The 26,827-nt window shown below is 41.1% G+C and carries 20 protein-coding genes and 1 pseudogene; 1 reads left to right on the top strand and 20 read right to left on the bottom strand.

Annotated elements, in window-relative coordinates; all coding sequences use genetic code 11:
- Positions 1-14 precede the first annotated feature (14 nt).
- From MusilaSJ_RS24755 to MusilaSJ_RS24725, 7 genes are all read right to left on the bottom strand, one after another.
- Positions 15-2,915 (bottom strand): RHS repeat domain-containing protein, encoded by a 2,901-nt coding sequence (locus MusilaSJ_RS24755; protein ID WP_274987440.1) that lies wholly within the window; start codon positions 2,913-2,915, stop codon positions 15-17.
- Positions 2,916-2,976: 61 nt separating this feature from the next.
- Positions 2,977-3,921 (bottom strand): hypothetical protein, encoded by a 945-nt coding sequence (locus MusilaSJ_RS24750; RefSeq protein WP_274987439.1) that lies wholly within the window; start codon positions 3,919-3,921, stop codon positions 2,977-2,979.
- A gap of 645 nt (positions 3,922-4,566) precedes the next feature.
- Positions 4,567-5,022 carry an NUMOD4 domain-containing protein gene (locus MusilaSJ_RS24745; protein WP_274987438.1) on the bottom strand — a complete coding sequence of 152 codons (456 nt, stop codon included), beginning with the start codon at positions 5,020-5,022 and terminating at the stop codon, positions 4,567-4,569.
- Between the two features lie 526 nt (positions 5,023-5,548).
- A complete protein-coding gene (locus tag MusilaSJ_RS24740) occupies positions 5,549-6,895 on the bottom strand; it encodes a M48 family metalloprotease (protein ID WP_274987437.1) in 1,347 nt (448 codons plus the stop codon).
- Positions 6,896-6,935: 40 nt separating this feature from the next.
- Positions 6,936-8,561, bottom strand: coding sequence for a hypothetical protein (locus MusilaSJ_RS24735; protein WP_274987436.1), 1,626 nt, complete (start codon positions 8,559-8,561; stop codon positions 6,936-6,938).
- A gap of 740 nt (positions 8,562-9,301) precedes the next feature.
- Complete coding sequence (locus tag MusilaSJ_RS24730) at positions 9,302-10,015, bottom strand: hypothetical protein (RefSeq protein ID WP_274987435.1); 714 nt, start codon at positions 10,013-10,015, stop codon at positions 9,302-9,304.
- Positions 10,016-10,279: 264 nt separating this feature from the next.
- Positions 10,280-10,612, bottom strand: coding sequence for a hypothetical protein (locus tag MusilaSJ_RS24725; protein ID WP_274987434.1), 333 nt, complete (start codon positions 10,610-10,612; stop codon positions 10,280-10,282).
- A 420-nt stretch (positions 10,613-11,032) separates the two neighbouring features.
- On the opposite strand from MusilaSJ_RS24725, the gene MusilaSJ_RS24720 reads away from it, so the two are divergent.
- The gene (locus tag MusilaSJ_RS24720) at positions 11,033-11,170 is read left to right on the top strand and encodes a hypothetical protein (protein ID WP_274987433.1); all 138 of its coding nucleotides are present in this window, start codon (positions 11,033-11,035) and stop codon (positions 11,168-11,170) included.
- Between the two features lie 85 nt (positions 11,171-11,255).
- Here MusilaSJ_RS24720 and MusilaSJ_RS28030 read toward each other — a convergent pair.
- The 13 genes and pseudogenes from MusilaSJ_RS28030 to MusilaSJ_RS24660 form a co-directional block, all read right to left on the bottom strand.
- Positions 11,256-11,753, bottom strand: a pseudogene (locus MusilaSJ_RS28030) (IS5 family transposase).
- Positions 11,720-11,968, bottom strand: a complete 249-nt coding sequence (locus tag MusilaSJ_RS28165) for a transposase (protein WP_446725153.1) — start codon at positions 11,966-11,968, stop codon at positions 11,720-11,722. Before MusilaSJ_RS28165 ends, MusilaSJ_RS28030 begins: the two are co-directional and overlap by 34 nt.
- A gap of 202 nt (positions 11,969-12,170) precedes the next feature.
- A complete protein-coding gene (locus tag MusilaSJ_RS24710) occupies positions 12,171-12,608 on the bottom strand; it encodes a hypothetical protein (protein WP_274987431.1) in 438 nt (145 codons plus the stop codon).
- A gap of 426 nt (positions 12,609-13,034) precedes the next feature.
- Positions 13,035-13,322 (bottom strand): hypothetical protein, encoded by a 288-nt coding sequence (locus MusilaSJ_RS24705; protein WP_274987430.1) that lies wholly within the window; start codon positions 13,320-13,322, stop codon positions 13,035-13,037.
- 81 nt (positions 13,323-13,403) lie between these two features.
- Complete coding sequence (locus tag MusilaSJ_RS24700; RefSeq protein ID WP_274987429.1) at positions 13,404-13,862, bottom strand: hypothetical protein; 459 nt, start codon at positions 13,860-13,862, stop codon at positions 13,404-13,406.
- Between the two features lie 17 nt (positions 13,863-13,879).
- Entirely contained in the window at positions 13,880-17,542 is a 3,663-nt protein-coding gene (locus MusilaSJ_RS24695) for a DUF6443 domain-containing protein (RefSeq protein WP_274987428.1), read from the bottom strand.
- A 19-nt stretch (positions 17,543-17,561) separates the two neighbouring features.
- Positions 17,562-20,462 (bottom strand): RHS repeat domain-containing protein, encoded by a 2,901-nt coding sequence (locus tag MusilaSJ_RS24690; protein WP_274987427.1) that lies wholly within the window; start codon positions 20,460-20,462, stop codon positions 17,562-17,564.
- Positions 20,463-20,650: 188 nt separating this feature from the next.
- A complete protein-coding gene (locus MusilaSJ_RS24685; protein WP_274987426.1) occupies positions 20,651-21,382 on the bottom strand; it encodes a hypothetical protein in 732 nt (243 codons plus the stop codon).
- Between the two features lie 379 nt (positions 21,383-21,761).
- Complete coding sequence (locus tag MusilaSJ_RS24680; protein ID WP_274987425.1) at positions 21,762-22,712, bottom strand: hypothetical protein; 951 nt, start codon at positions 22,710-22,712, stop codon at positions 21,762-21,764.
- A gap of 260 nt (positions 22,713-22,972) precedes the next feature.
- Positions 22,973-23,323 (bottom strand): hypothetical protein, encoded by a 351-nt coding sequence (locus MusilaSJ_RS24675; RefSeq protein ID WP_274987424.1) that lies wholly within the window; start codon positions 23,321-23,323, stop codon positions 22,973-22,975.
- A gap of 7 nt (positions 23,324-23,330) precedes the next feature.
- Complete coding sequence (locus MusilaSJ_RS24670; protein ID WP_274987423.1) at positions 23,331-23,636, bottom strand: hypothetical protein; 306 nt, start codon at positions 23,634-23,636, stop codon at positions 23,331-23,333.
- Positions 23,637-24,050: 414 nt separating this feature from the next.
- A complete protein-coding gene (locus MusilaSJ_RS24665) occupies positions 24,051-25,274 on the bottom strand; it encodes a PPE family protein (protein WP_274987422.1) in 1,224 nt (407 codons plus the stop codon).
- A 1,295-nt stretch (positions 25,275-26,569) separates the two neighbouring features.
- A complete protein-coding gene (locus MusilaSJ_RS24660; protein WP_274987421.1) occupies positions 26,570-26,812 on the bottom strand; it encodes a hypothetical protein in 243 nt (80 codons plus the stop codon).
- Positions 26,813-26,827 lie beyond the last annotated feature (15 nt).

Genomic DNA, 26,827 nt, shown 5'->3' with positions numbered 1-26,827 from the left:
TTTTGTTTTAAGGTTTACTGGTTTTGGTAATGATAATCAAAGTGCTTGATGATATTCAGATCTTTATTCTTGATGTTTATCAAACGCTGAAAGTTGTCATATTCATAATACATCGTTTCGCCTTTCGCGTCTGTTACTGTCTTCATACCAACCAATGGCAGATAGGTGTAGGTGGTCACCTGCGCGCCGGCCAGACTTGCGGAGGAGCGAAGTGGTGCAAGGAAAGCATTTACAGCAGCATCGGTTGGTGATACATTGTCGCGAAAAGATTTAACAGCACCGGCCCCGCCAAGAGCTGTTTCCACAGTACTGTAATCAGAATTCAATATTCTTGCGATAGGATATGACCCACCATATCCAAACACGTACAACTCTTTTGCACCGGCTTCTTTTGAAACACTTTGAACGTTCCCCTGGTCATCATACTTTTGGAAATGCACGCGTGACTCATATGGGGCATTTCCTGTTTGGGTGTCTATTGTTAAAGGAGCAAAAAGGCCACTGCCCCAATCGGAGTAAACAGTACGGGTTGATTGTAACAGGTTGGCCGCCGATATACTTGTTTTGTAACCGCTTTGTTCTAAAACCGGGCTTATCTTATTTACGCCGGTCATAGCTACCGACACTGCATCTGTTTTATCCTGCGGATAGGCCATCGTGTTAATTTTAGTCAGCCCCCGGCTGTCTGTTGAAGTTTGCCTGGTCACATAATAATTAAGTGGGTTGCCATGTTCGTATTGAACAAGTGTATTAACAGTTCCATTATCCGTATATACATTTTCTTCGCTGGAACTTTTAAAGTAAGCGCCTGTCGAGATAGTATAATTTAAGACGTCGTTCGGGACAGGAAGGCTCATAAAATAACAATTATCCTTTCTGAAATTGTAGATCGATAACGGAAATGGCGAAACATTCTGATAAGAATAATAAAGTGACGTTGATAGGTTATTGAGTATTTTGATATCCGCGAAACTGTAATTATCGGTAATGTCCTTAATTTTACTGTAATTGCCGGCTCCCGTTTTCTTGAAAATTTCCGTGTAGTGCAGCAGGCCATTCCCCCAGTTCCTGATGTCACTGATAAACCTGGATTCCGTACGTGAATTAGTACTTGTGCCATCCGGGTTCTGATAAGTATAATTGAAAACCGTTTTACCGTTATTATTAGTCTGGTCCCCGGTATATTCGGTCACCCGGTTATAAAAAACCCTGTTGGGTCCAAGATCGCTGTTCCAGCCATTGGCAAATTGCCTGGTACGTAACTGATAATAAGCGTTACTCAGGCAATCTGATTGCCCGTTGATCTGACAATTCACAAAAATGTTAAAGCTGGATTTAGTAAAGTTATTCGGATCGCCCAACGAATAATAGATGAATCCCGGGTCATATTCGTACGTTTTCACCAAAGAGTTACCCGTATTGTCCTTCGATAAAATACTTTGGATACGTAACCCTCCACCGTCTTTTATTACCTGGTTGTCCAGGTATTTATTGACCTGGTAGGAAAATTCCGTGGTGCCACCGGTAGGGTATGTGATCTTTTCGAGAATATAGCGCTTTGCATACTGTTCAACAGGATCAAAACTGGCGTTGCCTACCTGGATATTATACGACGAACTGCCTCCATTAACCGGTGCGTTATAAATTGCCCCTATTGTCCTTGAAGTATATTTAAACTGGCCTCCGGTTCCGTTGCAATATCCCCATGCGTCGACACTGCAGTCGTTGTCTGCTATCTGTACCTGCGTATTATAAGTAAAACTGTACTGCTCGGCCAATCCACCCGATCCATTTTTTATTTCTAAGCTGGTAAACCTATTTAAACTCGTGCTTCCCGGAAACACGTCCCTGTTAAATACAAATGATCTTATGATTTCATTATTCTTGTTGTATACAACCATACTTAAGAGCAGGCGCTTATCGCTGCTCTGGTTAAACTTGATGTATCCGTCCCTGAAAGTGATCGTGTTCAGGGCTTTGACATTGTAGGTGGTACCTGTGCCCTGACTGGACGTTGTCCATCCTGTGCTGGTTGAAGGGCCGGCACAGTTCGAATTGACGATCATACGCCCTGCATCTCCGCTGACTATGGTCCCTATATCCTGCCGTAAGGTTTGAAATTCAGGCACTGCATCATAACTGATATGCAGCAAGTTATTATTGAGAGGATCAAGAACATCTTCAAGATACCAACCTGTTGCCCCACGGGGAAGCGAACCGGTTGCTACTGTTTCAATATTGTTATGCCCGAACTTGAAGTTGAGGCCGTTGTCATCCGTTATATCGATTCCTGCGATTGATCGGTAGGTTTGCGAACTGCCCGGTGCGGCAGTTTGTATATTAAACTTATACGGTATAAACGGGTAAGGGTAAGCTATGAATTGACCATTCCCCTGATCGTCTATAGCGAAATTTCCATTTTTCCCTAAAAAAGAATAGCTAAAAATGTCATGTTCTGTATCCTTCACCGCCGATGGCCCCAAAATATCATTCAAGTATTGGGCCCCGTCCAAAGTGTTTTGGTTAATATCAAAAGCCGTTAAAAAGGGGGATGGTTTCACAACCTGCTCATCGCCCCGTCCCTTTATCGTACGGGAAACCAGGCCGCCAACATCCAGCGTCCATCCAGCGCCAATGTTGCTTAAGTCTGGATCATACGGTTTAATGCCATCGGCATGATAACGTAATACAATAGGCATTTCTAATTCCCCGCTTTTTACCGTATAAAGCGGGATGGAAATATCCGGCACACCAGTGTTATAACTAACCGGGTAGTCGCCATATTGCTGAAAAGCCCTGCTTTGCGGGGATGCAGGCACCACTTCAGGAAGTTTCAGGTTTGTTTGTGCAAACCCTTTTATGGAAAATAACGCCAAAACGGTAAGCGTTAATTTTGAGATACGGAAAAAATTCATTGATCAAAAAAATAAGGTTTTTATATTAAGCTTCTCAGGAGAGTATTTTAAGATGGTTTTACTATTCATTCGTGTTATGATTGATTTTTGCTTCCAGTTTTTCAATTCTTTTATTTTGTTCGATCAAGTACAAAGTCATCTCTTCGATTTTCTTCATCAATAGTTTATTCATCTCACTTACATCCAGGCCTTTCTTAACCATTTCCTGTTCTGATGGGACCTCGGGCAAATGCTCGTTTAGATCTATATAAGCTTTTACTTCACTTAAAGGCCTTAGCGGATAGTCTTTTTTGAATACATAATCTGACCAGCCGTTTAGATCAATCAATACTGATTTGGAATGAATTGAACCGTTGACGTCCAGCTTATTCTGTGGATTGGTCTGCCCAATACCGACATTACCGGTATGCAGGACAGTGAATACCGGACTGCCGGCATTATTACTCATGAAGATACCGGCTGTTCCTGCAGCAAGATACCCCGGATTAGCGTCGCCAAACCTGATATTATTGGTAAAGCTGGAGCTGCCAACGGTAACATCCAGCTTCGCGGCCGGAGTGATGGTTCCTAATCCAAGGTTACCTTGTTTAATGGTCAGATAGGTAGTTGCAGCCGAACCCCAGGACTGTACATCTGCTGTCGGGTCGCGTTCCCACCAGGTGCGAGTGTCTGTTTGTGGTGTTATAAATGATCCGTCTATCGAAATACCATCGTGTAACCTAGCCGTGGTAAAATCGCTTCCTGCAGAATTCCTGACCAACCAAATATTATTTTGAACGTTATTTGCGGTCGCGCCCCCGGTAGAGCTTAACAGCAGGCTATTCTTAGCTGCACTTCCCAGTAATGTTGAGTGAAAGACGGTTAACTTGGCTGTCGGGTTATTACTGCCTATGCCGACGTTGCCCGTATTGTTATTGAAAATATTGTTTACATTGGACGTCCATTGGGCCAGTGAAAGCTGGGAAAAGGCCAAAAGCGAGAAAATGGTTATGTACACTTTTTTCATCTTCTAATTGAATAAGGATAGGTATTAGATATGATCGTTTTTGACATGCTGATTAATACCAATGTCTGACTAGAACACAGGCGTTCCAGGATACATACAGGAGTAAGCTACTAAATTCGGAGAGTTAAGTTTATGAGATATGAGGAATAAGGGCTTTCATGTTGATGTGATTGGTTAGGTTAACAATGATAATATAAATTTTTATTTGACAACTATAATGTCGGATAAATTTAAGCATTTTATTAATTCTATGCAATAATCCTCTAATTATTTTTTTGTAAAGTGAAAAAGTAAAGCGTACTAAGGCAGGAAAACCGATATCGTCGAAATTAAGTAACTGCAAGGCAGCATAGCCCAATATTGTTCTCCTTCCTAGTGTCAAATACGTTTATATCCGTTTATAAACAGACTCCATTTAGTATGCCTACATGTACCTCCAGACAAAACCATTCCGTTGTTGTAAACCTCTTTGGCCACGTTTATAATAGCTTTGTCGTTAAGCTGTACTTTCCTGGAAGCTTCTTTAATACTTGGGTACTTCCCAATTAAGTTTCCCTGCTGGTCACATTGCGCACTGGCTTTTGCCTGGAGTAGCCCCCGTAAGTCTTCGGCCAGTAAAACGATCAAGCGTTTTTAAATAAGGTACTACCTGTCCCTGTTGATTGCCCGTTTTTGATTTTCACTTTTCGTACAAAGCCTTAAATTTACGAGCTTGTTATCATAGCCGTTATAATCTTTGTTAATCACATAAAAGCCATCCTTTTCATAATTTAAGGTAGGATCTATAAAAGTTTGATAAATGATCCGCCTGGTATTAAAATAATGTGGTATGCCTTCAATACTTAAGGCAGCCCAGAGGTCGATCATGGGTTGACCTGTTTTAATATTTTTGTTTTTGTAAACAGACTGCGTTAATATCCGACCTTTTACAAATTGCTGTTTCAAACGCGGATGAGGGACAACACGGTCCAATGACTTTACTCTTCCGTAATTTGAAGCTTGATACGATCCTTCAAACCCTGGAATATCTTTCCATGTCTCACCAAGGAGGTGTGGTAAGCTCCGATACATAAAGTTATATTGAATATTAATTTCGCACATGGTTTATGCATTGGAGAAATGGATATGGCAATATTTTGCCTGCTTGTCCTATCGGCGTATACGAAAATACAAATAACAGAAAATGTTTGTTTGTAATGCTTATATTTGTATTTATGACCTATGAATAAGGGCCATGTTTACTGTCCCCTCAATTTCAATATGAAAGGCATAAAGTTTACTTTTACCAGGCGCCCTAAGGTGGAGATTCCGGAAGGCTTGACCATGCTATTCCGAAGGATTTAGAGCACCGATTTATGTATTCGGGTTTTCGAAGTCATTTCTATAAGTTAATAAATAAGCTTGGTCAAAGTGTTACGGGATCGATTTACTGCATTTTCGGAATGGGTTGGTCAATGACCTCGGAATTTCCAGGCATATGTCCTTTTAAATTAATTTTGCCAGGCCTTACCATAGGATTTTGAGAAATCCTCAACTAACACATACTATACTCTTCATCTTTTGCACTAAGTGATTATCGGGTCAGAGTTTACGTACCTGGTTCGGTTGACCTTTACGATATCTTTAATTACAGATTTTTAAGAGGTCGCAGACCACCATTGAAAATTTCATCGCTATCGAATTTAGCCAGTCGATCATCGATCATCGGAATGTTTTCTGACCAGGGCGTATTTCGGTATTTAATTAGTCCCCGTTGTAGGCCCTTGCCCCATCCTTGATTTCTTGCGTAGGCATCCGCGTAAATTTCGTCATTCGTTCTGTTTTCAAGCTTAACGCGTTCTACTTCTTCTACATTGTATTCCGTGCCGTTTGAGTAAAACGATAATATGCTCGGAAGAGGCTTGTGTATGTACATATTAAAAATATGCCCCAACTCATGCACGATAGCAGCTTGGATTTCTGATTCGCTAAAATCCGCTTCATCACAGCAGTCTGGATTAATTACAACTAAATGTACATTTTGGTCGTTTAGACAATAATTCGAATGGAGCCCCCCGATCCCTCTCAAAACGAACGGCGACACAGGATTGTCTAATTGGTCTACGTCGGCAGCTGATATGTAGTAAATATCGGTTTGGTGCTGTTGATAAAGCGATTCATTGGCGATTAGTTGCTGATGTACTTCATTTGCCGCTTCGTATAACCATCGGTTATTCTCTGTCACTTTTACCGCCATTTGCGGCGCGGTCGCTTTATCAACTTCCATTTGAACATGTGCTCGTAATTTTTCGAGAATGTAGTCCGCTCCGATAGCCCCATGATTGCCGACTAATATACCGTAGGCTTTCTGTTCATCAATTAAAGGGCAACCGCTGTGGCCGTGTGGTTCATGGGCATCGGTTTGAAAGGTAAAGCCATTTGTAAATTGTTCTAATATCGTTGATGTTTTATCAATGTGCTTAAACTTTAACTGATCAAATACCACGGGAATATCGATAAGTTCCAAATTGCTCAGTTTGGGATCAGTTGGTTCAATTATGCCGTCTACCCCATCTATCAAGTCGTCATATAAATCCTCAATAGCCATTGTTGATTGTGTAAATACTGCTTGCTGTTTTTCTTTCAGACTGAAGCCCCTGGCGAATAATTTGCTACACTTTTGTAATGTATCCGGCGTAGTCAGGTTGAAGAAATTAGCAGATTCAATATTCTCTATCTGCCCAATGAAAAGATCCTTGTAAATATACAATTGTTGATCCTCAAAATCCAGATATTCGCGATAAAGTGTTTTAAATGGCATTTGAACGCCGTTTATAATTGCAAAGAAATCTCTGGTCGGGTTCCGGAAGGTATGGGCGGCGGTTACAAAAACGCCTTCCTTACTTATAAAGAAAGCAGTTCCGTGCCCTTTAAACGAGGCTATTTTGTTTTTATAGCTAACAACCGGAAAAACGGCTGGAATAATAGTTTGCATAGCGAAAGATTTGAGACCGTAAATTTACCATTATTAAAGTTTAAGCGTAGGTGACGCTACTTTTTTTCGCAATGTCATAGTGCTCATAACTAATATTGAATCCATGCTCTTTCAGAAATTTAAGGTATTCTTTTTCCATTTGGTTGGGTTGGCTAGTGCCAACTACCACAAGGTGCCTTTTCAACGCGGTTTTCTTTCGAAAGGCATAATCAGTTAACTGGCCCAGCGCTTCCCGAATGCAGACATAAGCCGTATTGTAGGGCTTAACTTCGTAGATGAAGAAATCCTTCTTATTTCTTCGCCAAATATCGATGCGCCGTCTTTCTGTACATACTTCATCATCGGGAAATTTCATTTTTAGATATTGGGCAAAGCTATTTTGAATTTTGTTATGTACCTGTTGAACAATCTTAACTTCGGAAGGCGAACGTATGATCGGCGAAGTGTCTTTCAACCGAATATCATCTTTTAATCCCCATTCATCTTCAGTCACCTCGTCGTGATCCTCTTCCTCAATAACTTCCTCTTCAAGAGAGAATTCTTCCCCGCTGTCTATCGCATAACTGCCGAATATCTTCTCAAAGTGTCCGTCCCTTTCACCTGGTACAATATGGTGAATAGTTAGTGCGTAGTTTAGGCCTGTATCGATATGTAGTCCTGTTTCTAAGAAATTAACATGTATCAAATGACCGAGGTCAGGGTCACCAAAAGAATAAACTGAGCCATTTTTCTCCACGACTTCTGCAAAGGCAATAATTGTTAGCGAATTAAAACGCCCGTGTGATTTTACTGCTATCAGGTCACCTTTTTTCAGATTAAGGAAATATTTAAAAGTCCGCGCTGATGTAGCATATTTTGATTCAGAAGAAGGAACATTTTGCTTTATCCATTTTCCGATAGCCGCGTGATCTTGGCCTACTTGTGCTGAGAAGTTTGTATTCCAGAAAAAGCCCGTAGATATGGCACTTTTTTCCAGCATATCAGGAAATACGTCAATAGTATCGTTGCCATCGTCGTCGCCATATTTTGAGCCAATTATGTAATAATTTCGTTCTGGCACAGTGTCAGCGATTAGAAAATACCTACTGGAAAAATCGAAGAAGTCCTCGGTTGCCGCTTTATGGCTTAAGATAAATTGGTGTAATTCAGAAAGTGGAGCGATAGCGTAATTATCGTATTCAAAATGTTTTGCCAATTTACGCACCAAATCAATTTTATAGATTGGCAGCAACCGAAATTGGGAATAAATGAATGCGATCTTCCATTTTGTCATGCTATCAATATCAATTCTGTCAATCATATTGAAATTACCTGCTTGTGCGTTTCGAATGATTCGTATGATATTGCTTTTTATCTTTTGAAATGCTTCAGTAGGATTTTCACCATATTTCTTAAACCAACGATATTCCGATGTAGATGAGAATGCTTTATAGGTGCTTTCTTTATCAGAACCGCGATTCCATATTCCAAATTTACTGGATGTGCCGCCACCTAGTATGCCGATCTCCTCCGAACCATATTCCAGCCAGTATGTAAATGTGTCCGGGTTTTTGGTTTGTGTATATTGTTCAAGGGTGAGGTTTTCAACAGCTGCTATAGGCCAGCGTTCTAAAAAATCATGGAGTTTTTGATGAGATACATTAGAGTTTGTTTTGGCGATACTCATAAAGAAATGGCATAGGGTTTAAGCGAATGTAATTTATTTCATTTAAATAGGTTGCGACTTCTTTTCCTTTCTTCCGTCGCATCGAAAAAAGGTATAATTAGAAGGGATAAATTCGTGAGGCTAAAGGTGATCATTGGCTAATGTTTTAATCTTCACCTCAATAAATATACAATAAAACTAATCGATCAAAATTTACAGACTATTGAGTTCATTTGTTGCGCAGGATTCTTCCTAAAATCCATTACGCAATATTGTTCCAGCCTCGGTCACGCCTTTTAATCTTGATTCAGTAAAGCAAGCCATGTTTTGGTCAGACCAAAACGGCTTGCCGGGACACCCGAACCCTGTATATTTCACTTTGTTCAGCATACAAAAACGGGAAGCAAAGATGTCTCTAAAGCTTTAAAATTTGTTGGTTAAATGAAAAGCTATTGATGGGTAAACCAAAACACATCGACCCCAGGCGGACAATTTGGATTGAGCACTTTCTCTTATTATAATCAAGTAATTATGAATGCAAACGAATCGGCGAAGAGGAAGCAATCAAAATGGTTTATCCACAATAGTAACATTGCTGGTGGATACGACCGACCGGAGAGGGTTCAGATTATCATACCCGTAATCGTAGGTTCGCTTTACCCATTTACAACAAAATCCCGGAAGAATTAACATCCGGGATTTTGCATTTTCATTACTTTGCATATTTACCGCGAGGCACAGCCTTGCTGTAGCGGGGGATCTCAATTATTGTCGAACGTGTAGTCAGTTTTGATTTTGATCAAGCTTAGTGCTCCTTTCTCGAAATAATAATATTCCCATATCCCCTCTATTCCAGAAATAAGCTTTACTACTTTTATCCCAGCTGTATAGCTATCTACAGCCCCTGAAAAGTATACCTTCATCAAATCAGCTAATGTCATTTCAATATGAATGTTTGTCGGCATTATAATCTCTTTATTTACTATGTGACCTGAAGTTATTTCAAGTAATTCCGATTCGCCAGCTCCAAAAAACTTCAAATAGCTGTCCTTATAATACAATTTATATAATGTGACATGGTCATTTGAATATTTATCCCGTGTTTGTTCCTCTGATGCCATAAAATGAGAGTCAACATTCTTCAACCTACTAAGCTCTGAAGCTTTTCCAAAGGGATAATAAATTCCCCTATTCATAATTACTATGCTCAATGTATCACTGTTTCGCTCAATCAAAGAGATTTTGTAATCTTTTTTTGCCTTATTCATTAAATCTGTCACATTTAGGCTTTTGGTAGTACTATCTATTGACTGGATTTTTGGGGGATGTCGATTGCAAGAGCAACTGCAAATAATGAATATAAAGATTAAGACCGCGTTAGTTTTCATTTGAACTTGAATTTGAGAGGTTTCTTTGTCTTTTTCGATCATATACAGAGTCAGTTCTTCGACTTTTTTCATTAGCAGCTTATTCATTTCCCCTATGTTTAACCCGTCTTTACCTATCTGTTGTTCCGATGGAATTTCCGGCAAATGTTGATTTTGATTAATATAAGCTTTTACCGCACTTAAAGGTCTTAGACTGTAATCCTTTTTGAAAACATAATCGGACCATCCATTCAGGTCGATTACTACAGACTTAGCGTGAACAGTACCATTGACGGACAGCTTCTGATCGGGCGTTAGGGTGCCAACGCCAACATTCCCGGCGCCGTCAATAGTAACATCATTTCCATAATACTATTGAGCACCAGTCCCCAACTTATCAAACATCCGCCTGGTGCCCAATATCATTTTCTCGGTAGCGTTAGCGTTGCTTGTATTTCCTGCCACAGTTATAATTCTCGCTTGCCCCCAGGCATTTGTGCCATCTGTATTAGCAGGGATAACAAATTCCAACTGGGCACCTAAAGTTGATGATCGTCCGCCAGTGTTAACCTGAATGGCCAGGTCATTATTATTGATGCTGACGCTATTGCCCCCCTCTATGGAAACACCGCTTCCAACTAAATGTACGCGTGCAATTGGAGCCGCCGTACTAATACCCACATTCCCATTGTAAGTCCAGGTCATGGCATGCTGATCGGGGATGTCATTTTGATTACTGCCACCATTTATAAATAAATCTAACTGTGATCCCCATACACCCGGACCACCGTGTCCTATTCTGAATTCCGCACTTTCGTTATAGGTATAACCGTAAGTACCTAATCTGGAAAGTTTAAAAACTGATTTGGTTGGTGCTAAAACGCCACCCGGTTTACTTGTTGATTGCTCATAGATCTGCAGATTACTTGCAGGTGTTCCCGTGCCGCTCAGTATAGATACACATGCTACACCTTTTCGGGATTAGTGCTTTTTGCTGCAAAAAGTAAAAAAAAACATTTGCTAATCTTGTATTGCGTTTCTACCTAATCAGTAGATCTCAATAATATATCGCTTGCAGATTGAACACGTACCTAAATCTATCAATAATTGTTAACTACAAACATCATGAAGAAAGGCATCTTTTTACTACCCCTGTTTTTAGGCTGTTCCTCACTGGTATATGCCCAATGGGTAACTAATGGCGCGAACACTGTTACATCAACTACAAATGCGATAGGGAGCCTTGATAATGTTGAATTATAATTGAAAATATCGATTCATATTACTCCAGCCGGTCGAAAATGATGTTCTGATAACGAAAATTAATCCTCATTTCTTTAGAAGCTGTCTAAAAACGGTTCAACATAATTCTTATAGCAGATAAATGTATGATAGCGACACCCGTGTCATTAAGGCGTTCGTAATTTTTAGCAGCCCGTCGGTTGGAGTCAATCCATGCAAAAGTTCTTTCCACAATCCAGCGTTTGGGTAGTATTTTAAAAGCGTGTAATTCCTTTCTTTTTATGACCTAAAAGACTGCGTTGAATTTGATTTTTATCTTTTCCACCAATGTGCCCCGATAGCCATAATCAGCAAATATTTTAATAACTCTATTCCATGTTTCAAAGAGTTTATCTGTGACATCCATAGCTCCGTTCCTGTCCTGAACCGACGCTCCTTGAACCACCACTGCAAGAATCATCCCCAAGGTGTCAACTATGATATGTCTTTTGATCCCTTTTATCCTTTTTCCTGCATCAAAACCCTTACTTTCACTACTTACAAGCGTTGATTTCACAGATTGGGCATCAATTATTCTACTGTAGGTTGCTCTTTTTTGCCACATTTTACCCTCGTCTCTTCCACCAAACAACTATGTATCAACTCGAAAATTTCATTCTTTTTCCAGGTATCAAAATAATAATACACCAGCTTCCATGGTGCAAAATCTCCTGGCAGCATCCGCCACTGGCAACCCGATTTTACCACATATAAAATCGCGTTTACTATTTCTCTTGCCTCATATTTGCGGCTCCGGGCAGTATCTAAAAATTTTGATATATATTGTCACTGGCTATCGCTTACGTTGGTTGGATACGTTGTCATGCTAATTGCGTTTGTCGTTATTCTCAATTAGTGACTATTCAGCCAATTGGCGATAGCTCTTTTATTAACTTTTCAACACTTACACTTTTTTATCGCCCGTTTTTAGACAGCTTCTTAGATAGGTACCTATGATTATGTTAATCATTGCGAATATCGGTCACTCTGAAATATTTTTCAGTTCGCCAAAGACGTATTTTCCGCCGGCCGGAATTCGAAGATAATCCAAAACAGCAATATCGACGCTTTTTATTGATTTAATATCCGTTGTCTTATAAAGGCAGCACCCTTGCTTTCGATCATCCAGATTTGTTGCACAGTCAGGGGCAATCCCATTTAACTGGAAGACAAGAATTGTATCGTGAGTAGTATTGTCCTTACACACAAAAAGGTGGGAATCTTGTTTGAATTTAACGAGGGTAGTATCTAAGATTTTATGGTAACTATTCAGTACGGTCACCCCTGTACAACCGTCTTTTAGCAAAGTAGGGGTTAAATTCGTTAATGAAATCGTTTGCTTTTTATAATTGTTTTCATTTTTTGAACATCCCGAATTGCAAATTCCGGCAATTAAAATCAATGGAATAATTATCTTCATATTAATGATCTATAGGTTGAATATCTTTGTTGTTTAACTGTTTATTATCATACATTTCTAATATACGGTTAAGCTGTTCTTTGGTCGGACCCGTCGGATTGGTTTTATTATTGTCACCTGGATTCATGAAATTAAAACTGTTTTCCAGGTACGCTGTACTTCCTGGCCCGATTCTAAACCACTTCTCCTGAGATCGTCCGTCCGGACCCTTGATATTTTACTTATATCTTCGAAAGTAATCTTCGCCTGGATGGAATAGTCCGCCGGAATGACCTATTTCATGAACAGGGGTTTTAAGGTTTGATTTCCCATCTATCATGGCAGGCACGTCCTCCTCGTTGAAAACGATAAGTTTACCATTAATTGCCTTGGCAAAAACGTGGGAACCATAGGCTTTTAAATTATCATTATTCCTATCTTCAATTTTCAGGGAGTAAACCCTTCTTCAACTTCAGATTCATCATCCCTTGTGTTTATTATCGCACGAGCGTCAACTGTATAGCTTTGATCGTCGGGAGTTTTATTAAATAAATCATTAAATTGCTTTTGGATTGCCGCGGCAAACTTTTCTGTGTTGATATTTTTATTGCTGCTCGCATTGACAACAGTACCCGTAAACAAAACAGAAAAGTGAATAACACCTTGACTATCAACATATGAGCTGATTAACCAGTCCCTACCATCTGGATCCAATAAAAGAATCGGATTATTCACAACATAAGAATAAGGAGATGAACCGAAAAACTTGTCAGCGAAAGGATCGACACTTGTCCACCTCGCAATCACTTAATCGTATTAGTCCCAAATAGTGGGCACGCTCGACTGTTTAAAATAAATATGAGTCCTATCTTTCTTGCTTAACTCAATGTATTGCCCTCTTTTATGATTTATTCTATAAAAAATCCGCTTACCATTCAGTGTAACAATAAGATTTAAGTTTTCGGCAGATTTGATGTAATGGATTTCATTCAGGTATTTAACAAGTAAGTTTTTAGAGCTTTTTTTGAACAAGTCAACTTGAAGATTTGCAAAGCCAGACGTGTTGCTAATTATAAGCTCGTTTTTTAATATGACTTTATTATTTAATTCTAAACTTACCAAATCATTTTTAAAATTATCGCGAAATTCTATGTTAAAGACAAGTTTTGCTGTGTCTACTTGATTAGCATAAGTATTTTTATTATCAAGTAACCCAATTAACAACAATAACAAGAATAATGTAACCCGAATGTTCAATACATGATTGCTTTTCATATCTATTAATCAAAATATTAGTTTTTCTTAAATACTATTATTTTTTGTTTATTATAATTTAAGCGCCCCTTATCAAACGCCGCTTTCATCTGTTTTACCTGATCAATCGTAACCTTTGTTCCTGCTCCTGAGCCTGTTGGATTCAGGAGATTTCCGGGTGATTCATTTGGTCCTGGATGATCCTTCCCATTGAATGTAACTCCTCCATTATGCAACAGTTCATGACCAACTGTTCTCTCTAAAGTTGGTCCACCAATATTCGTTAAACCAGTGTCTTTATAAGGCCCACTTGTTGCAGGTGTCCCATCTATAAGTGCCGAAGAAACATAAATTACACTTGCTCCAGGAGTTGTCATGCCAACAGTATTCATAGGATAAATACCACCAAAGCCGTTGGGAATTTGCCCAGGATCAACAATTCTGATAGCATGATCTCCTACCACTAACGGGTTTTCAGCTGATGCAACCGTCACCTGACCAGTTCCCGTTGAATTTCCATCGCTTCCTTGAACAGTATAGTAAGATCCAATTGCAGAATTTATACGTCCAACTGCATTTTGTAATTGTTCTTCTGTATAATTTGTACTTGACTCATTAATCAGTTTTCCTGTAACTCTTACACTATAGTCGTTGCCATTTTGGCCAACTATAATTGAGTCCCCATGCATATCTGTATTTAAAATTGGATTATTGGCAGCGTAGTGGTAGGGCGAATATGTTTTATATTTTTCAGAAAACCTATCCATTGCCGTCCACCTCGCAATCACCGGATCATAAAACCTTGCGCCATAATCGTATTGGTTCGTCAGGTCTGTTTGAATCTCCTTCCCATTATAAAGATAGCGGTTGTTGTTGGAATTGTTGTAAAACGCATTCCTCAATCCAAAGGAATAATACTCATCTTCCTGGATCCGACGTGCAGTCCCTGCTGATGGGTCTTTGTCAAACGATAACCGTACATTCCCAAGGTGATCTTCCAGATTATAAGTATAGTTCCACGAGTTGCCGTTGGGCTCAACACGTCCTTCCCCGGTCTGGATAAAATCGATCGTCTCATTAGCAATAGTAGTCCCATTATACACAATACCGTTGATATAATCCCATCTCCCATCACTGCCTGTATTGCTCAGTTTCTGGCCTGTACAATCATAAATGTAGCTGGCCAGCGTCGTACCACTCTGTGTTACTGTTTGCGGCAGATTAAACAGGTTGTAGGTGATGTTTTTGTTACCGCCATCACTTGGCGCGTTACCATTGGGGTCATAAGCAGCATAACTTCGGAATCCTGCGCCTCCATTGGTTACCGTTTGCAACTGGTTACTGGCATTACTGTTGTAATAGGTATATACAAGATTTACCGAACTCGGGCCTGTACGCATCAGGGTAGATATATTGCCCAACGGATCATAGGTCAGCTGCTCGCCCATGGTGCTTCCCCCTGTTGAAGTCCCGCTCAGTAACCGGTTCAACTGGTCATAACCGTATTTGAATACCACATTCGATGATCCTGTTTTCGTATACGTCATTTCCGAAATGTTACCATTGTACTGGTTAGTAAAACTGTTGTCGGTAGGCTTATTATAATATAGGTTTTCGCTGAACAGCCCGGCCTGGGATGATTGCAACCATCCCCGCTCATTATACCGGTAGTTTACCGTTTGCAAAAATGAGTTTCCGCCATCTTCACTGTGCAATCCCTTGCTCTTTAATTGTCCTATCTCATTGTAGTCTAACTTACTGAGCACTATATAGGCAGGCGGCGTATTATTCCCGTTCCAGATCGATTCCAGTGTTTTTATTTTACGGTTCATGTGGTCATACAGGATTGTATCCCGAACCGTCACTGCCGGAATAGTCGTATTAGCTATGGTAAAATGCTGCCGCGTTGTTTTAGTCAAATTATTGATGAAATCGTATTTATTGTCGATCACATCATAATTATTAAAGTTAGCTACGGCAGTAGTCCCGCCCAGGTAATGTTCGGCAACTGTCCGCAATGAACGTCCGAGGTCATCATAGTAAAATACTTTATATAATACAGCAGCACTGCCGGTTACCCAGGTCTTGGTACAGGTCAGCAGTCCATTGGTCATCGTGCTTGCTGATGCCCGGTAGTCATACGCCGCAGGCATCGAGCTAAAATCCCCAAAGGTATAATCGTCATAATAATTCACTGTTAATGAGCCCTGAAACCCGGTTGTTGGCCAGGCTAAATTGGAGGGATACCCTCCCGATGGACGGCTTTCCCACAGTGCCCCGCTAAAGCCGGTTACCGCCGCCTGTACCCCGCTTCGCGTGATTGCCGTGCCGCCATTGTTCCAGGTACCTGTCCACAGTACACGCCCCAGTGCATCGTACTTCATAAAAATCCACTGGTTGGTTAAACGCTGGTTCCCGTCCTGTGTGGCCACAACCTGGTCAAGCTTATTATATACGGTATATTCCCAATCCTTGCCTGGCAATCTTTTCTGCACAAGCCGGTTCCTGCCGTCGTATTGATACTGGTAGCATAGGTTGTTCAGCGTGGTTAAATTGCCTGCACTGGTGATGCCAGCATCAGCCCCGCTTTTTGGTGGCAACACAAAGGCCAGATTTCCGAAGTCATCATATACATAATACGTCGACAGTTGCTGCAATGCCCCGCCGCTAAACAAGAAAGTCCGTTTCAGCACGACATGGCCTTCCTTATCCTTGTACTCCTCTGTAGTCCCTCCTCTGCTGTTGCCGCTGCCGCTCTTCCAGTTCTCATCTTTACTAATTGTTACGTACAGTTGCCCGGCCGAATAATAGTTCCCAGCCGTGTTCCCGTAGTTTAGTGTGCGGCTCTGATCCGTGTTAATATCTGCCCTATACAGGATTACCTTCCTGCTCAGTGACGTATCCGTTCCGCTAAAGTCATTGACGTTGTTCGTGGCATACTCCATCTTTACCGTATGCCCGGTCGTATTGCCAGTTACGGGCTGCCAGTCCGTACCTGGTGCACCTTGCTCCAACACCCGGTTTAATGGCGATGCCTCGAAGTTGATTAACGAATACGGGACAGGGTTATAAACCACTCCATTTGCTTGCTGGCTCCCCGATGCCGCAGTACCACCCGGATAATAGAAATTAGTTGGCCCCGTTGTCAGTCCGTCACTCTTGTAGCTCCCATCAGCAGTGGTCGCTGCATAAGGCAGGTATTTTTGGGCCTCTCTGCCGTATTGATCATAGGCAAAAGGCTGAACAATATCTTTGGCCAGCGGTGAGCCTTTTACCTGCGCCGTTTGTAAGGGCCTGCCCAGTCCATCGAAATACTGTACCGTTTGCATCAGTTCACACGTACCCCGGCCGGCAAAATCTCCCGTGTTGGCCCCTGTGCCCCCATTCTTAAAGCCACTTATACGCGGAATAGATGTCAGGATATAATTCTGGCTCGCACTGAACGATGAATTCAATGGCTGGCAATCGGGATTGGCTATATACAGGCTCAAGCTGCTGCCTGAAGTTGCCGTAAAGCTAAAAGTCGGGTTTAGTGTAATGCTGCTGTAACTGTAATAGGAGCCCGCCGCTGGTGCCGTGGTCAATGTTGCGGGGGGTGGCAGGTAGGTCTGAGCCTGAGCATTTACAACCCAGAGTATCAAGCAAAAGACCGCATAAAGCAGCTTTAACTTTGGTTTTATGGTGATATGGAGATTGTCCATTATTACTATGTTTTAAGGTTTACTGGTTTTGGTAATGATAATCGAAATGCTTGATGATATTCAGATCCTTATTCTTGATGTTTATCAAACGCTGAAAGTTGTCATACTCATGATACGTCGTTTCGCCTTTCGCGTCTGTTACTGTCTTCATGCCCACCAATGGCAGATAAGTATAAGTGGTCACCTGCGCACCGGCCAGGCTTGCCGACGAGCGAAGCGGCGCAAGGAAAGCATTTACAGCAGCATCTGTCGGTGATGCATTGTTGCGAAAGGTTTGAACGGCACTGGCTCCGCCTAGAGCTGTTTCTACAGTACTGTAATCTGAATTCAAGATTCTTGCGATAGGATACGTTCCTCCATATCCGAACACGTACAACTCTTTTGCGCCCGCTTCTTTCGAAACACTTTGAAGGTTCCCCAGGTTGTCATAGCTTTGGAAGCGGATACGTGACTCATATGGATCATTTCCGGTTTGGGTGTCTATCGTTAAAGGCGCAAAAAAACTATTGCCCCAATCGGAGTAAACAGTACGGGTTGATTGCAACAGATTGGCCGCCGATATACTTGTTTTGTAGTTGCCTTGTTCTAAAACAGGGCTTATCTTATTTATACCAGTCATAGCTATTGATACTGCATCCGTTTTATCCTGCGGATAGGCCATTGTGGTAATCTTGATCAGTCCCCGGCTATCTGTTACAGTTTGCCTGGTCACATAGTAATTAAGTGGATTGGCATGTTCGTATTGCACCAGTGTATTAACAGTTCCATTATCCGTATATTCATTTTCTTCACTGGAACTTTTATAGTAAGCACCTGTTGTGATCGTATAATTTAAAACGTCATTCGGAACAGGTAAACTCATAAAATAACAGTTATCCTTCCTGAAATTGTAGATCGATAATGGAAATGGCGAAACATTCTGATAAGAATAACAAAGAGAAGATGACAGGTTATTGAGTGTTTTGATGTTTGCAAAAGTATAATTATCGGTAATGTCCTTTATTTTACTGTAACTACCGGGTCCCGTTTTCTTATAAATTTCTGTATAGTGCAGCAGGCCATTCCCCCAGTTCCTGATGTCACTGATAAACCTGGATTCCGTACGTGAATTAGTACTTGTGCCATCCGGGTTCTGATAAGTATAATTGAAAACCGTTTTACCGTTATTGTTAGTCTGGTCTCCGGTATACTCGGTCACCCTTGTATAAAAAACTCTGTTAGGTCCAAGATCGCTGTTCCAGCCATTGGCAAATTGCCTGGTACGTAACTGATAATAAGCGTTACTCAGGCAATCCGAAAGTCCGTTGATCTGACAATTTACAAAAATGTTAAAGCTGGATTTAGTAAAGTTATTCGGGTCGCTCAGCAAATAATAGATGAATCCCGGGTCATATTCGTATGTTTTTACCAAAGAATTACCCGTATTGTCCTTCGATATAATACTTTGAATACGTAATCCTCCACCGTCTTTTATTACCTGGTTGTCCAGGTATTTATTGACCTGGTAGGAAAATTCCGTGGTGCCACCGGTGGGGTATGTGATCTTTTCGAGAATATAGCGCTTTGCATACTGTTCAACAGGGTCTAAACTGGCGTTGCCTACCTGGATATTATACGACGAACTGCCTCCATTAACCGGTGCGTTATAAATTGCTCCTATTGTCCTCGAAGTATATTTAAACTGGCCTCCGGTTCCGTTGCAATATCCCCATGCGTCAACACTGCAGTCGTTGTCTGCTATCTGTACCTGTGTATTATAATTAAAGCTGTAGCGCTCTGCCAATCCACCTGATCCGTTCTTTACGTCTATGCTCGTCAGCCTATTTAAACTCGTGCTTCCGGGAAACACGTCCCTGTTAAAAACAAATGATCTTATGATTTCATTATTGTTGTTGTATACAACTATACTTAAGAGCAGGCGCTTATCACTGCTCTGGCTAAATTTGATGTATCCGTCCCTGAAAGTGATCGTGTTCAGGGCTTTGACATTGTAAGTAGTACCTGTGCCCTGACTGGACGTTGTCCATCCTGTGCTGGTCGAAGGGCCGGCACAGTTCGAATTGACGATCATACGTCCTGCATCTCCGCTGACTACTGTCCCTATATCCTGCCGTAGGGTTTGAAATTCAGGCACTGCATCATAACTGATATGCAGTAAGTTATTATTGAGGGGATCAAGAACATCTTCAAGATACCAGCCTGTTGCTCCGCGGGGAAGCGAACCGCTCGCCACTGTTTCAATATTATTATGCCCGAACTTGAAGTTGAGGCCGTTGTCATCCGTTATGTCGATTCCTGCTATTGATCTGTACGTTTGCGAACTGCCCGGAGCGGCAGTTTGTATATTAAACTTATACGGTATAAATGGATAAGGGTAAGCTACGAACTGACCATTCCCCTGATCATCAATGGCGAAATTTCCATTTTTCCCAAAAAAAGAATAGCTAAATATATCATGTTCTGTATCCTTTACAGCCGATGCTCCCAAAATATCATTTAAGTATTGGGCCCCGTCCAAGGTGTTTTGGTTAATATCAAAAGCCGTTAAAAAGGGGGATGGTTTCACAACCTGCTCATCGCCCCTTCCCTTGATCGTACGGGAAACCAGGCCCCCAACGTCCAGCGTCCATCCTGCGCCGATATTGCTTAAGTCAGGATCATACGGTTTGATGCCATCGGCATGATAACGTAATACAATGGGCATTTCTAATTCTCTGCTTTTTACAGTATAAAGTGGCAAAGAAATATCCGGCACACCGGTGTTATAACTAACAGGATAGTCACCAAATTGCTGAAAGGCCCTGCTTTGCGGGGATGCAGGCACCACTTCAGGAAGTTTCAGGTTTGTTTGTGAAAACCCTTTTATGGAAAATAACGCCAGAAGGGTAAGCATTAATTTTGAGATACGGGAAAAATTCATTGATAAAAAAATAGGTTTTTAATATTAAAGTTCTCAGGGTTTACAACGCCATTTTCGCAGCGTCATCACACAATCTTTACGTTTTCATATAGAAGCGTAGGATAGAACGACATTCTTGGTTTAAGGGACTCGCCCACAAATGGTTATTTTATAGTTTATGACATTTCCTGAATAAAAATAATCAACAATTATTTTTCTGCTAAAGCTGTCATTTTATCTTTCAACTCATTAATTTGCTGCTGCTGTAAACTAGCCCGCTTTTCACTGTCAATCAAATACAAAGTCAGCTCTTCTACTTCCTTCATTAACAGCTTGTTCATTTCTGCCAGGTTCAGACCATCTTTGACGATATCCTGCTCAGATGGAATTTCCGGCAAATGCTGGTGTTGGTCTATGTATGCTTTCACTTCGCTCAGCGAAAGCAAACGGTAATCCTTTTTGAAAACATAGTCGGGGAAGGTAGTGGTAGATACCATTATTTTTTTTGCATACACGGTACCATCGGCACCCACCCGCAGGGCGATGCTGTTCTTGACCTCAAGGTCGGTCAGGGTTCTGGAACCAGTACCAGTTGAACCCAGCGGAGACAAGTAGATGTTGCCGTAAATGTCAGCGTAGATCACGCCCCCTCCGTTATGATAGCCGTCGCCGTCGATAGTCCAGTCCGTAGAAGATGTAAGCGTGGTACGGGCGGCATTGAACCCAACGTACGAGGTACCATAATTCAGTCCCTGGTAGAAGGCGCTGCCCACTGAAAACTTGTTGACGGTGCTATTGACCTGGAATCTCGAAATGGGGGCAGTCGTGCTGATGCCCACTGAATTCGTGGTCGAGGTCACCGTACCGTTGGTTGTCCATTGGGCATTAGCAATAATTGAAGAAGTAAGCAAGAGAGTTAGTGATAATAAGGTTTTCTTCATTTTAATTATTTTTTGATTGTGAATGGTTGTTATTGTCTTGGGCAATGATGTCCGAACTATTATAGTCAAACTGGATTGCATTAGCCAGAAGCACTACTGTCTGCACCCTATTCGCTGCTTCAAAGCTGAGCGTATAAGTCCCTTTATGCGGGCCCCGCCGGCAATTACGCATGTGCCGTCGGCTGGAGTGGATATAGTCTGAGTATCATTGACATTTATTCCTTTAATAGAAATAGCTCCGTTGACATTAAGAGCCGTCACCGGAGTAGTTGTGCCTACGCCTATATTCCCTGAAGATGGAAAGGTGTTTTGCGCATACGTGATGTTTGATAAAACGAAGAGCATGAATAAAATAAATAGTGTCTTTTTCATGTTGAGGTTATTTTTTGTCGGTTTCCAATAAGGAAACCTTGCTTTTCAATTCGTCGATTTGTTTTTGATTTTCGATGAGGTACAAGGTCAGTTCTTCCACCTTTTTCATCAGCAATTTGTTCATCTCACTCACATCCAGGCCTTTCTTAACAATTTCCTGTTCCGATGGGACTTCTGGCAAATGCTCGTTTAGATCTATATAGGCTTTAACTTCACTTAAAGGCATTAGCAGATAGTCTTTTTTGAACACATAATCTGACCAGCCATTTAGATCAATCAATACTGATTTGGAATGAATTGAACCGTTGACGTCCAGCTTATTCTGTGGATTGGTCTGCCCAATACCGACATTACCGGTATGCAGAACAGTGAATACCGGACTGCCGACATTATTACTCATGAAGATACCGGCCGTTCCTGCAGCAAGATACCCCGGATTAGCGTCGCCAAACCTGATATTATTGGTAAAGCTGGAGCTGCCAACGGTAACATCCAGCTTCGCGGCCTGAGTGATGGTTCCTAATCCCAGGTTACCTTGTTTAATGGTCAGATAGGTAGTTGCAGCCGAACCCCAGGACTGCACATCCGCTGTCGGGTCGCGTTCCCACCAGGTGCGTGTATCTGTTTGTGGTGTTATAAATGATCCGTCTATCGAAATACCATCGTGTAGCCTTGCCGTGGTAAAATCGCTTCCGGCCGAATTCCTGACCAACCAAATATTGTTTTGAACGTTATTTGCGGTCGCGCCACCGGTAGAGCTTAACAGCAGGCTATTCTTAGCGGAACTTCCCAACAGTATTGAATGAAAGACAGTTAACTTGGCTGTTGGGTTATTACTGCCTATACCGACGTTGCCTGTATTGTTATTATAAATATTATTTACATTGGTCATCCATTGGGCCATTGAAAGTTGGGAAAAGGCCAAAAGCGAGAAAATGATTATGTACAGTTTTTTCATCGTCTAATTGAATAAGGATAGGTATTGAATATGATCGTTTTTGACATACAGATTAGCACCAATGTCTAATTAGAGACACGGGTGTTCCGCGAAGCATACAGGATAGACTACTAAACCAGGAGAGTTAAATTTATGAGATATCAGGAATGAAGGCTTTCATATTGATGTGATTGGTTAGGTTAATGATGATATAAATGTTCTTTTGACAACTATAAACTCAAATAAAAGTAAGCAATTTACTAATCCTATACAATAGCTCTCTAATTTTTTTGTGATTGCAATATTGAAAGCGAACTGATATAATCATAATGGGTTGCATTAGCTAGAAGTACAACTGTCTGCACCCTGTTCGGCGCTTCAAAGCTGAGCGTATATGTTCCTTTAATGCGGTTTCCGCTGGCAATCACATAGGTTCCATCAGCGGAAACAGATATGGTCTGAGTGTCATCCACGTTCATGCCTTTTACAGAAATGGCACCTTTGACATCAAAAGCGGTCGCCGGAGTGGTTGTCCCGATTCCTACGTTCCCGGAAGATGAAAAGGTATTTTGCGCATACGTAATTTTTGATAAGACGAGGAATGTGAATAGAATAAATAGCGTCTTTTTCATGTTAACATTATTTTTTCCCGGTTTTCAATAAGGAAACTTGGGTTTTCAATTCGTCGATTTGTTTTTTATTTTCGATGAGGTACAGCGTCAGCGCTTCTACTTTTTTGAGCAGCAGCTTATTCATCTCCCCAAGATTTTGCCCGTTTTTAGCGATTTCCTGCTCGGATGGAATCTCGGGTAAATGTTTGTATTGATCGATATAGGCTTTAACCTCTGTTAAAGATGGAAGCTTATAAGTCGGCTTGAAAACATAATCAGCCCAGCTGCCATAAAGCCTGACAGTAACCGAAGTTGCAATAACGCTACCGTTCACGCCAAGTTTATATCCTTTGGTATCCGTGTGCCGATATCGACGTATCCGGTTGCAAAAATGTTCCCTGTGCAGTAGTCCTGATTGTTTGACTGATACCCCACCAATAAACTTGAATTGTAAACCTTAACCGGCTATACGTTGGTTCCGCCAAGGTTTAAGCCCCATACCCTCTGTATGGCTGCAGGGTATGGCGGTCCACCGGATGTAAATGTCAACAGGGAACCAGATGTCCCCAAAGGACCTGAACCCGAGGTTTGAGATGGTACATTCATCTGTGCGGTGCTTTTTAATGAGCAAAAAGCGTCGTTAAAACAAGTACATTCTTTAACTTTCTCATGTTTTTATGAAGTGATAAGAGGCTACCTAAGAACCGCTTTCGGGGCAGTTGATAGTAGCTATGTTGATTATTGAGAATTACGGATTTGTTTTTAAAGAAGGCAAAAGGCGTTCAAGTCGTTTCACACGTTCTTCCGAGGTCTTATTTATTAACTCTTGATCGGACAACTTTTTTTGTTGTTCAGTAATAATTTGGTCTTTTTCGATCAGGTACAAAGTCAGTTCCTCAACTTTCTTCATCAACAGCTTGTTCATCTCGCCAAGGTTCAGTCCATCCTTTGCTATTTCATCGGCAGAGGGGGTTTCTGGCAAATGCCGATTTTGATCGATATAAGCTTTTACTTCAGTCAAAGGGCGTAGGTGATACGCTGGCTTAAACACATAGTCAGGCCACTCGGAATTGACCTTGACGAAAACAGCAGTCGCAATGGCGCTACCGTTAACTGCCAGCTTATATCCCGAAGGCATCGTTTGGGTACCTATAGAAAGGCCATTATCATTGATGTTGAGAATATCGAAAGTATCAGCGGTACTTCTGAATGCAAATCCATACCCAGTAACTGACCGCAATTTAAACCGCCCGTCATTATCCAGCCAAATACCACCTCTAGGATCATTGCTTGTATTGGCAGCATTCGGATTTGAAAACATATAGTTATTGTTATCTCCCGCCGCTCCGGTGACAGTGGAATTTACGGTGCCTATCACCTGTAATCTGCCACTGGGAGTAGTAGTGCCAATACCCACATTACCGTTATTTGTAATATTAAATGGGGCACCTACTCCAATATTATTATTGGTAGCAATACCAAAGTTTCCTGTTGAAGCTTGACCCGCAAACCACGAACCCGTGGGGTTTTTAAATTCTACACTGATATTCGATGCGGTTGTTCGGGTAATGGTCAAAGGACTTGGGATCGTTCCTGAAACTTCAAGCAGGTTTCCCGGGGTTGTTGTGCCGATACCAACGTTACCAACTGTTGTAATATTAAATGGAGCGCCTACTCCAATATTATTATTGGTGGCAATACCAAAGTTTCCTGTTGCCCCCTGTCCCGCAAACCAGGAACCGGTGGAGTTTTTGAATTCCACACTGATATTTGATGAAGCAGTTGTTCGCGCCACAGTTAAAGGACTTGCAGTTGTTCCTGAAACTACAAACAAATTACCTGGCGTAGTGGTACCTATACCGACGTTACCGGTATTATTATTGTAAATATTGGTGCCGTTGGTCATCCATTGGGCAAAAAGACAGTTCGTTATGGAAACGAACAGAATCGTGATTAAGATTGATTTTTTCATGAGTTAATTAGTATTTATTGATATTGTCCTTGGTCGTGATATTCAATGTGCTTAACGATGCATCTAAACCGTGTCCCAAATAAGTAAATCTTCGATACCAGATAGTCGACATCGTGGTATAGAATCAATGAACGCCATCTCTGCCAGGTTCATTTCCCACATCTACGCTAATTTCCTGGCGTAAAGCCCGGTAACTATGTCGGCATCTGATTAATACCTATTTATAAAGGAGCTAGTGAACTCGTCGTCCTGATGCCTGACATTCTGTGGATGGAAATGCGTTTTGCTCATGAGTGGGGAAGACCGTAAATGATACAACTAAAGTCATCGATGAAGAGACTTCATCTTTTAAAAGGTTTGAGGTTGAATCTGCCTATCCTTCGAATACCGAGTCTAATCCGTTTATTTACCACGTGTTTACAAATAATTGAAAACTTGCAACAACGCACATGGCATGTCCCCGATTATCATGTAGTCGATAATTGAATTTGCTATTGCATACCTGAATATGTTCCGATAGGATTTGGATAGGGTGCGATGACTATTCGGCCTATTATGATAGTCGTTTCACTTTGATTCCACTCATATAGCTTTGTTGGCTTTGCCCGCCCCGAGGATAAGCGCGGGTTATTGCGGCAGGAAAGCAAATAAAAGGTAAACAGATTCTTTTCATGAAAAGATGATAAGGATGACAAAAAGTTGCAGAATTCGAGGTATGCTCTTGTAGCACTACACCTGCCAGTATACTGAAAGCCAGGGCTTCAGGCTTGGATTTTAAGGTATTTTTGGGCATCATGAGGATAAGGCGGTTTGATGAGACTAATATATGCTTATTTTAATAAATAAATGATAGAGAGTTTAAGTAAAAGGGGATTAACTTATCCATTGTCCAATTGCTTAACGGATATATATCGTTTATCAATTTTTCTTGAAATCATTTATATAGATTATTCAGAAACTACGTAAAAGAACATATTGGTTATATAATAAAATTCAGTTTACCTGACTTGACATAATTCGAACCACCTTTTGGAACAACTAAAGATTGTAAACGAATTAAAAGTTTCTTAGAAAAGATTCGATTTTCCTATGGACTGACTAAAAATACTTATTTTAGCCCATAGGGAAAGGTATCGACCGCTTCCTTCACGATTTCCTGCTACTTGCAAGTTGACAAATTGATGGAATTATTGTTGGTTAAATTCCCTGTCGATTAGCGCTAAATATGAGAAATGACAATTCAATACATCAATATCAGCATAACCCTGAAAAGCATTATAAATGGTATTGGTTAATTAAAATGATCCTAATAAAGTTTGACCGACAGGAAAGCCTATGATTGCAGACCTAACACTGAATAAAAAGCCATAAATTATTTTTTCGAATATCGGTTTATCTAAATCAGATGCAATTTTACGCTTTCTATCATGAATCTTAGCAATTTTTAATGTAAACCTCTCTGATCTTAACTCGCCATCTTCTATCTGGACCATAGCCATGGCAATTTGTTCGAGCAGAATCCGAAATGAAAAAGCCATCGCTTAATATTATCT

This window comes from Mucilaginibacter sp. SJ (assembly GCF_028993635.1).
GTDB lineage: Bacteria > Bacteroidota > Bacteroidia > Sphingobacteriales > Sphingobacteriaceae > Mucilaginibacter.
The sequence above is the reverse complement of the archived record's forward strand: the minus strand, read 5'-3'. Positions and strand labels throughout refer to the sequence as shown.

What these genes read in the sequence shown, in the direction of transcription:
- MusilaSJ_RS24680 (WP_274987425.1), bottom strand. Translation starts at nt 22,712, where the DNA reads ATGAAAAAACTGTACATAATCATTTTCTCGCTTTTGGCCTTTTCCCAA.
- MusilaSJ_RS24685 (WP_274987426.1), bottom strand. Translation starts at nt 21,382, where the DNA reads ATGAAGAAAACCTTATTATCACTAACTCTCTTGCTTACTTCTTCAATT.
- MusilaSJ_RS24665 (WP_274987422.1), bottom strand. Translation starts at nt 25,274, where the DNA reads ATGAAAAAATCAATCTTAATCACGATTCTGTTCGTTTCCATAACGAAC.
- MusilaSJ_RS24745 (WP_274987438.1), bottom strand. Translation starts at nt 5,022, where the DNA reads ATGTGCGAAATTAATATTCAATATAACTTTATGTATCGGAGCTTACCA.
- MusilaSJ_RS24740 (WP_274987437.1), bottom strand. Translation starts at nt 6,895, where the DNA reads ATGCAAACTATTATTCCAGCCGTTTTTCCGGTTGTTAGCTATAAAAAC.
- MusilaSJ_RS24660 (WP_274987421.1), bottom strand. Translation starts at nt 26,812, where the DNA reads ATGGCTTTTTCATTTCGGATTCTGCTCGAACAAATTGCCATGGCTATG.
- MusilaSJ_RS24690 (WP_274987427.1), bottom strand. Translation starts at nt 20,462, where the DNA reads ATGAATTTTTCCCGTATCTCAAAATTAATGCTTACCCTTCTGGCGTTA.
- MusilaSJ_RS24730 (WP_274987435.1), bottom strand. Translation starts at nt 10,015, where the DNA reads ATGAATAAGCTGCTAATGAAAAAAGTCGAAGAACTGACTCTGTATATG.
- MusilaSJ_RS24735 (WP_274987436.1), bottom strand. Translation starts at nt 8,561, where the DNA reads ATGAGTATCGCCAAAACAAACTCTAATGTATCTCATCAAAAACTCCAT.
- MusilaSJ_RS24720 (WP_274987433.1), top strand. Translation starts at nt 11,033, where the DNA reads ATGAAGAAAGGCATCTTTTTACTACCCCTGTTTTTAGGCTGTTCCTCA.
- MusilaSJ_RS24675 (WP_274987424.1), bottom strand. Translation starts at nt 23,323, where the DNA reads ATGAAAAAGACGCTATTTATTCTATTCACATTCCTCGTCTTATCAAAA.
- MusilaSJ_RS24725 (WP_274987434.1), bottom strand. Translation starts at nt 10,612, where the DNA reads ATGACCTGGACTTACAATGGGAATGTGGGTATTAGTACGGCGGCTCCA.
- MusilaSJ_RS24710 (WP_274987431.1), bottom strand. Translation starts at nt 12,608, where the DNA reads ATGAAGATAATTATTCCATTGATTTTAATTGCCGGAATTTGCAATTCG.
- MusilaSJ_RS24695 (WP_274987428.1), bottom strand. Translation starts at nt 17,542, where the DNA reads ATGGACAATCTCCATATCACCATAAAACCAAAGTTAAAGCTGCTTTAT.
- MusilaSJ_RS24700 (WP_274987429.1), bottom strand. Translation starts at nt 13,862, where the DNA reads ATGAAAAGCAATCATGTATTGAACATTCGGGTTACATTATTCTTGTTA.
- MusilaSJ_RS24750 (WP_274987439.1), bottom strand. Translation starts at nt 3,921, where the DNA reads ATGAAAAAAGTGTACATAACCATTTTCTCGCTTTTGGCCTTTTCCCAG.
- MusilaSJ_RS24755 (WP_274987440.1), bottom strand. Translation starts at nt 2,915, where the DNA reads ATGAATTTTTTCCGTATCTCAAAATTAACGCTTACCGTTTTGGCGTTA.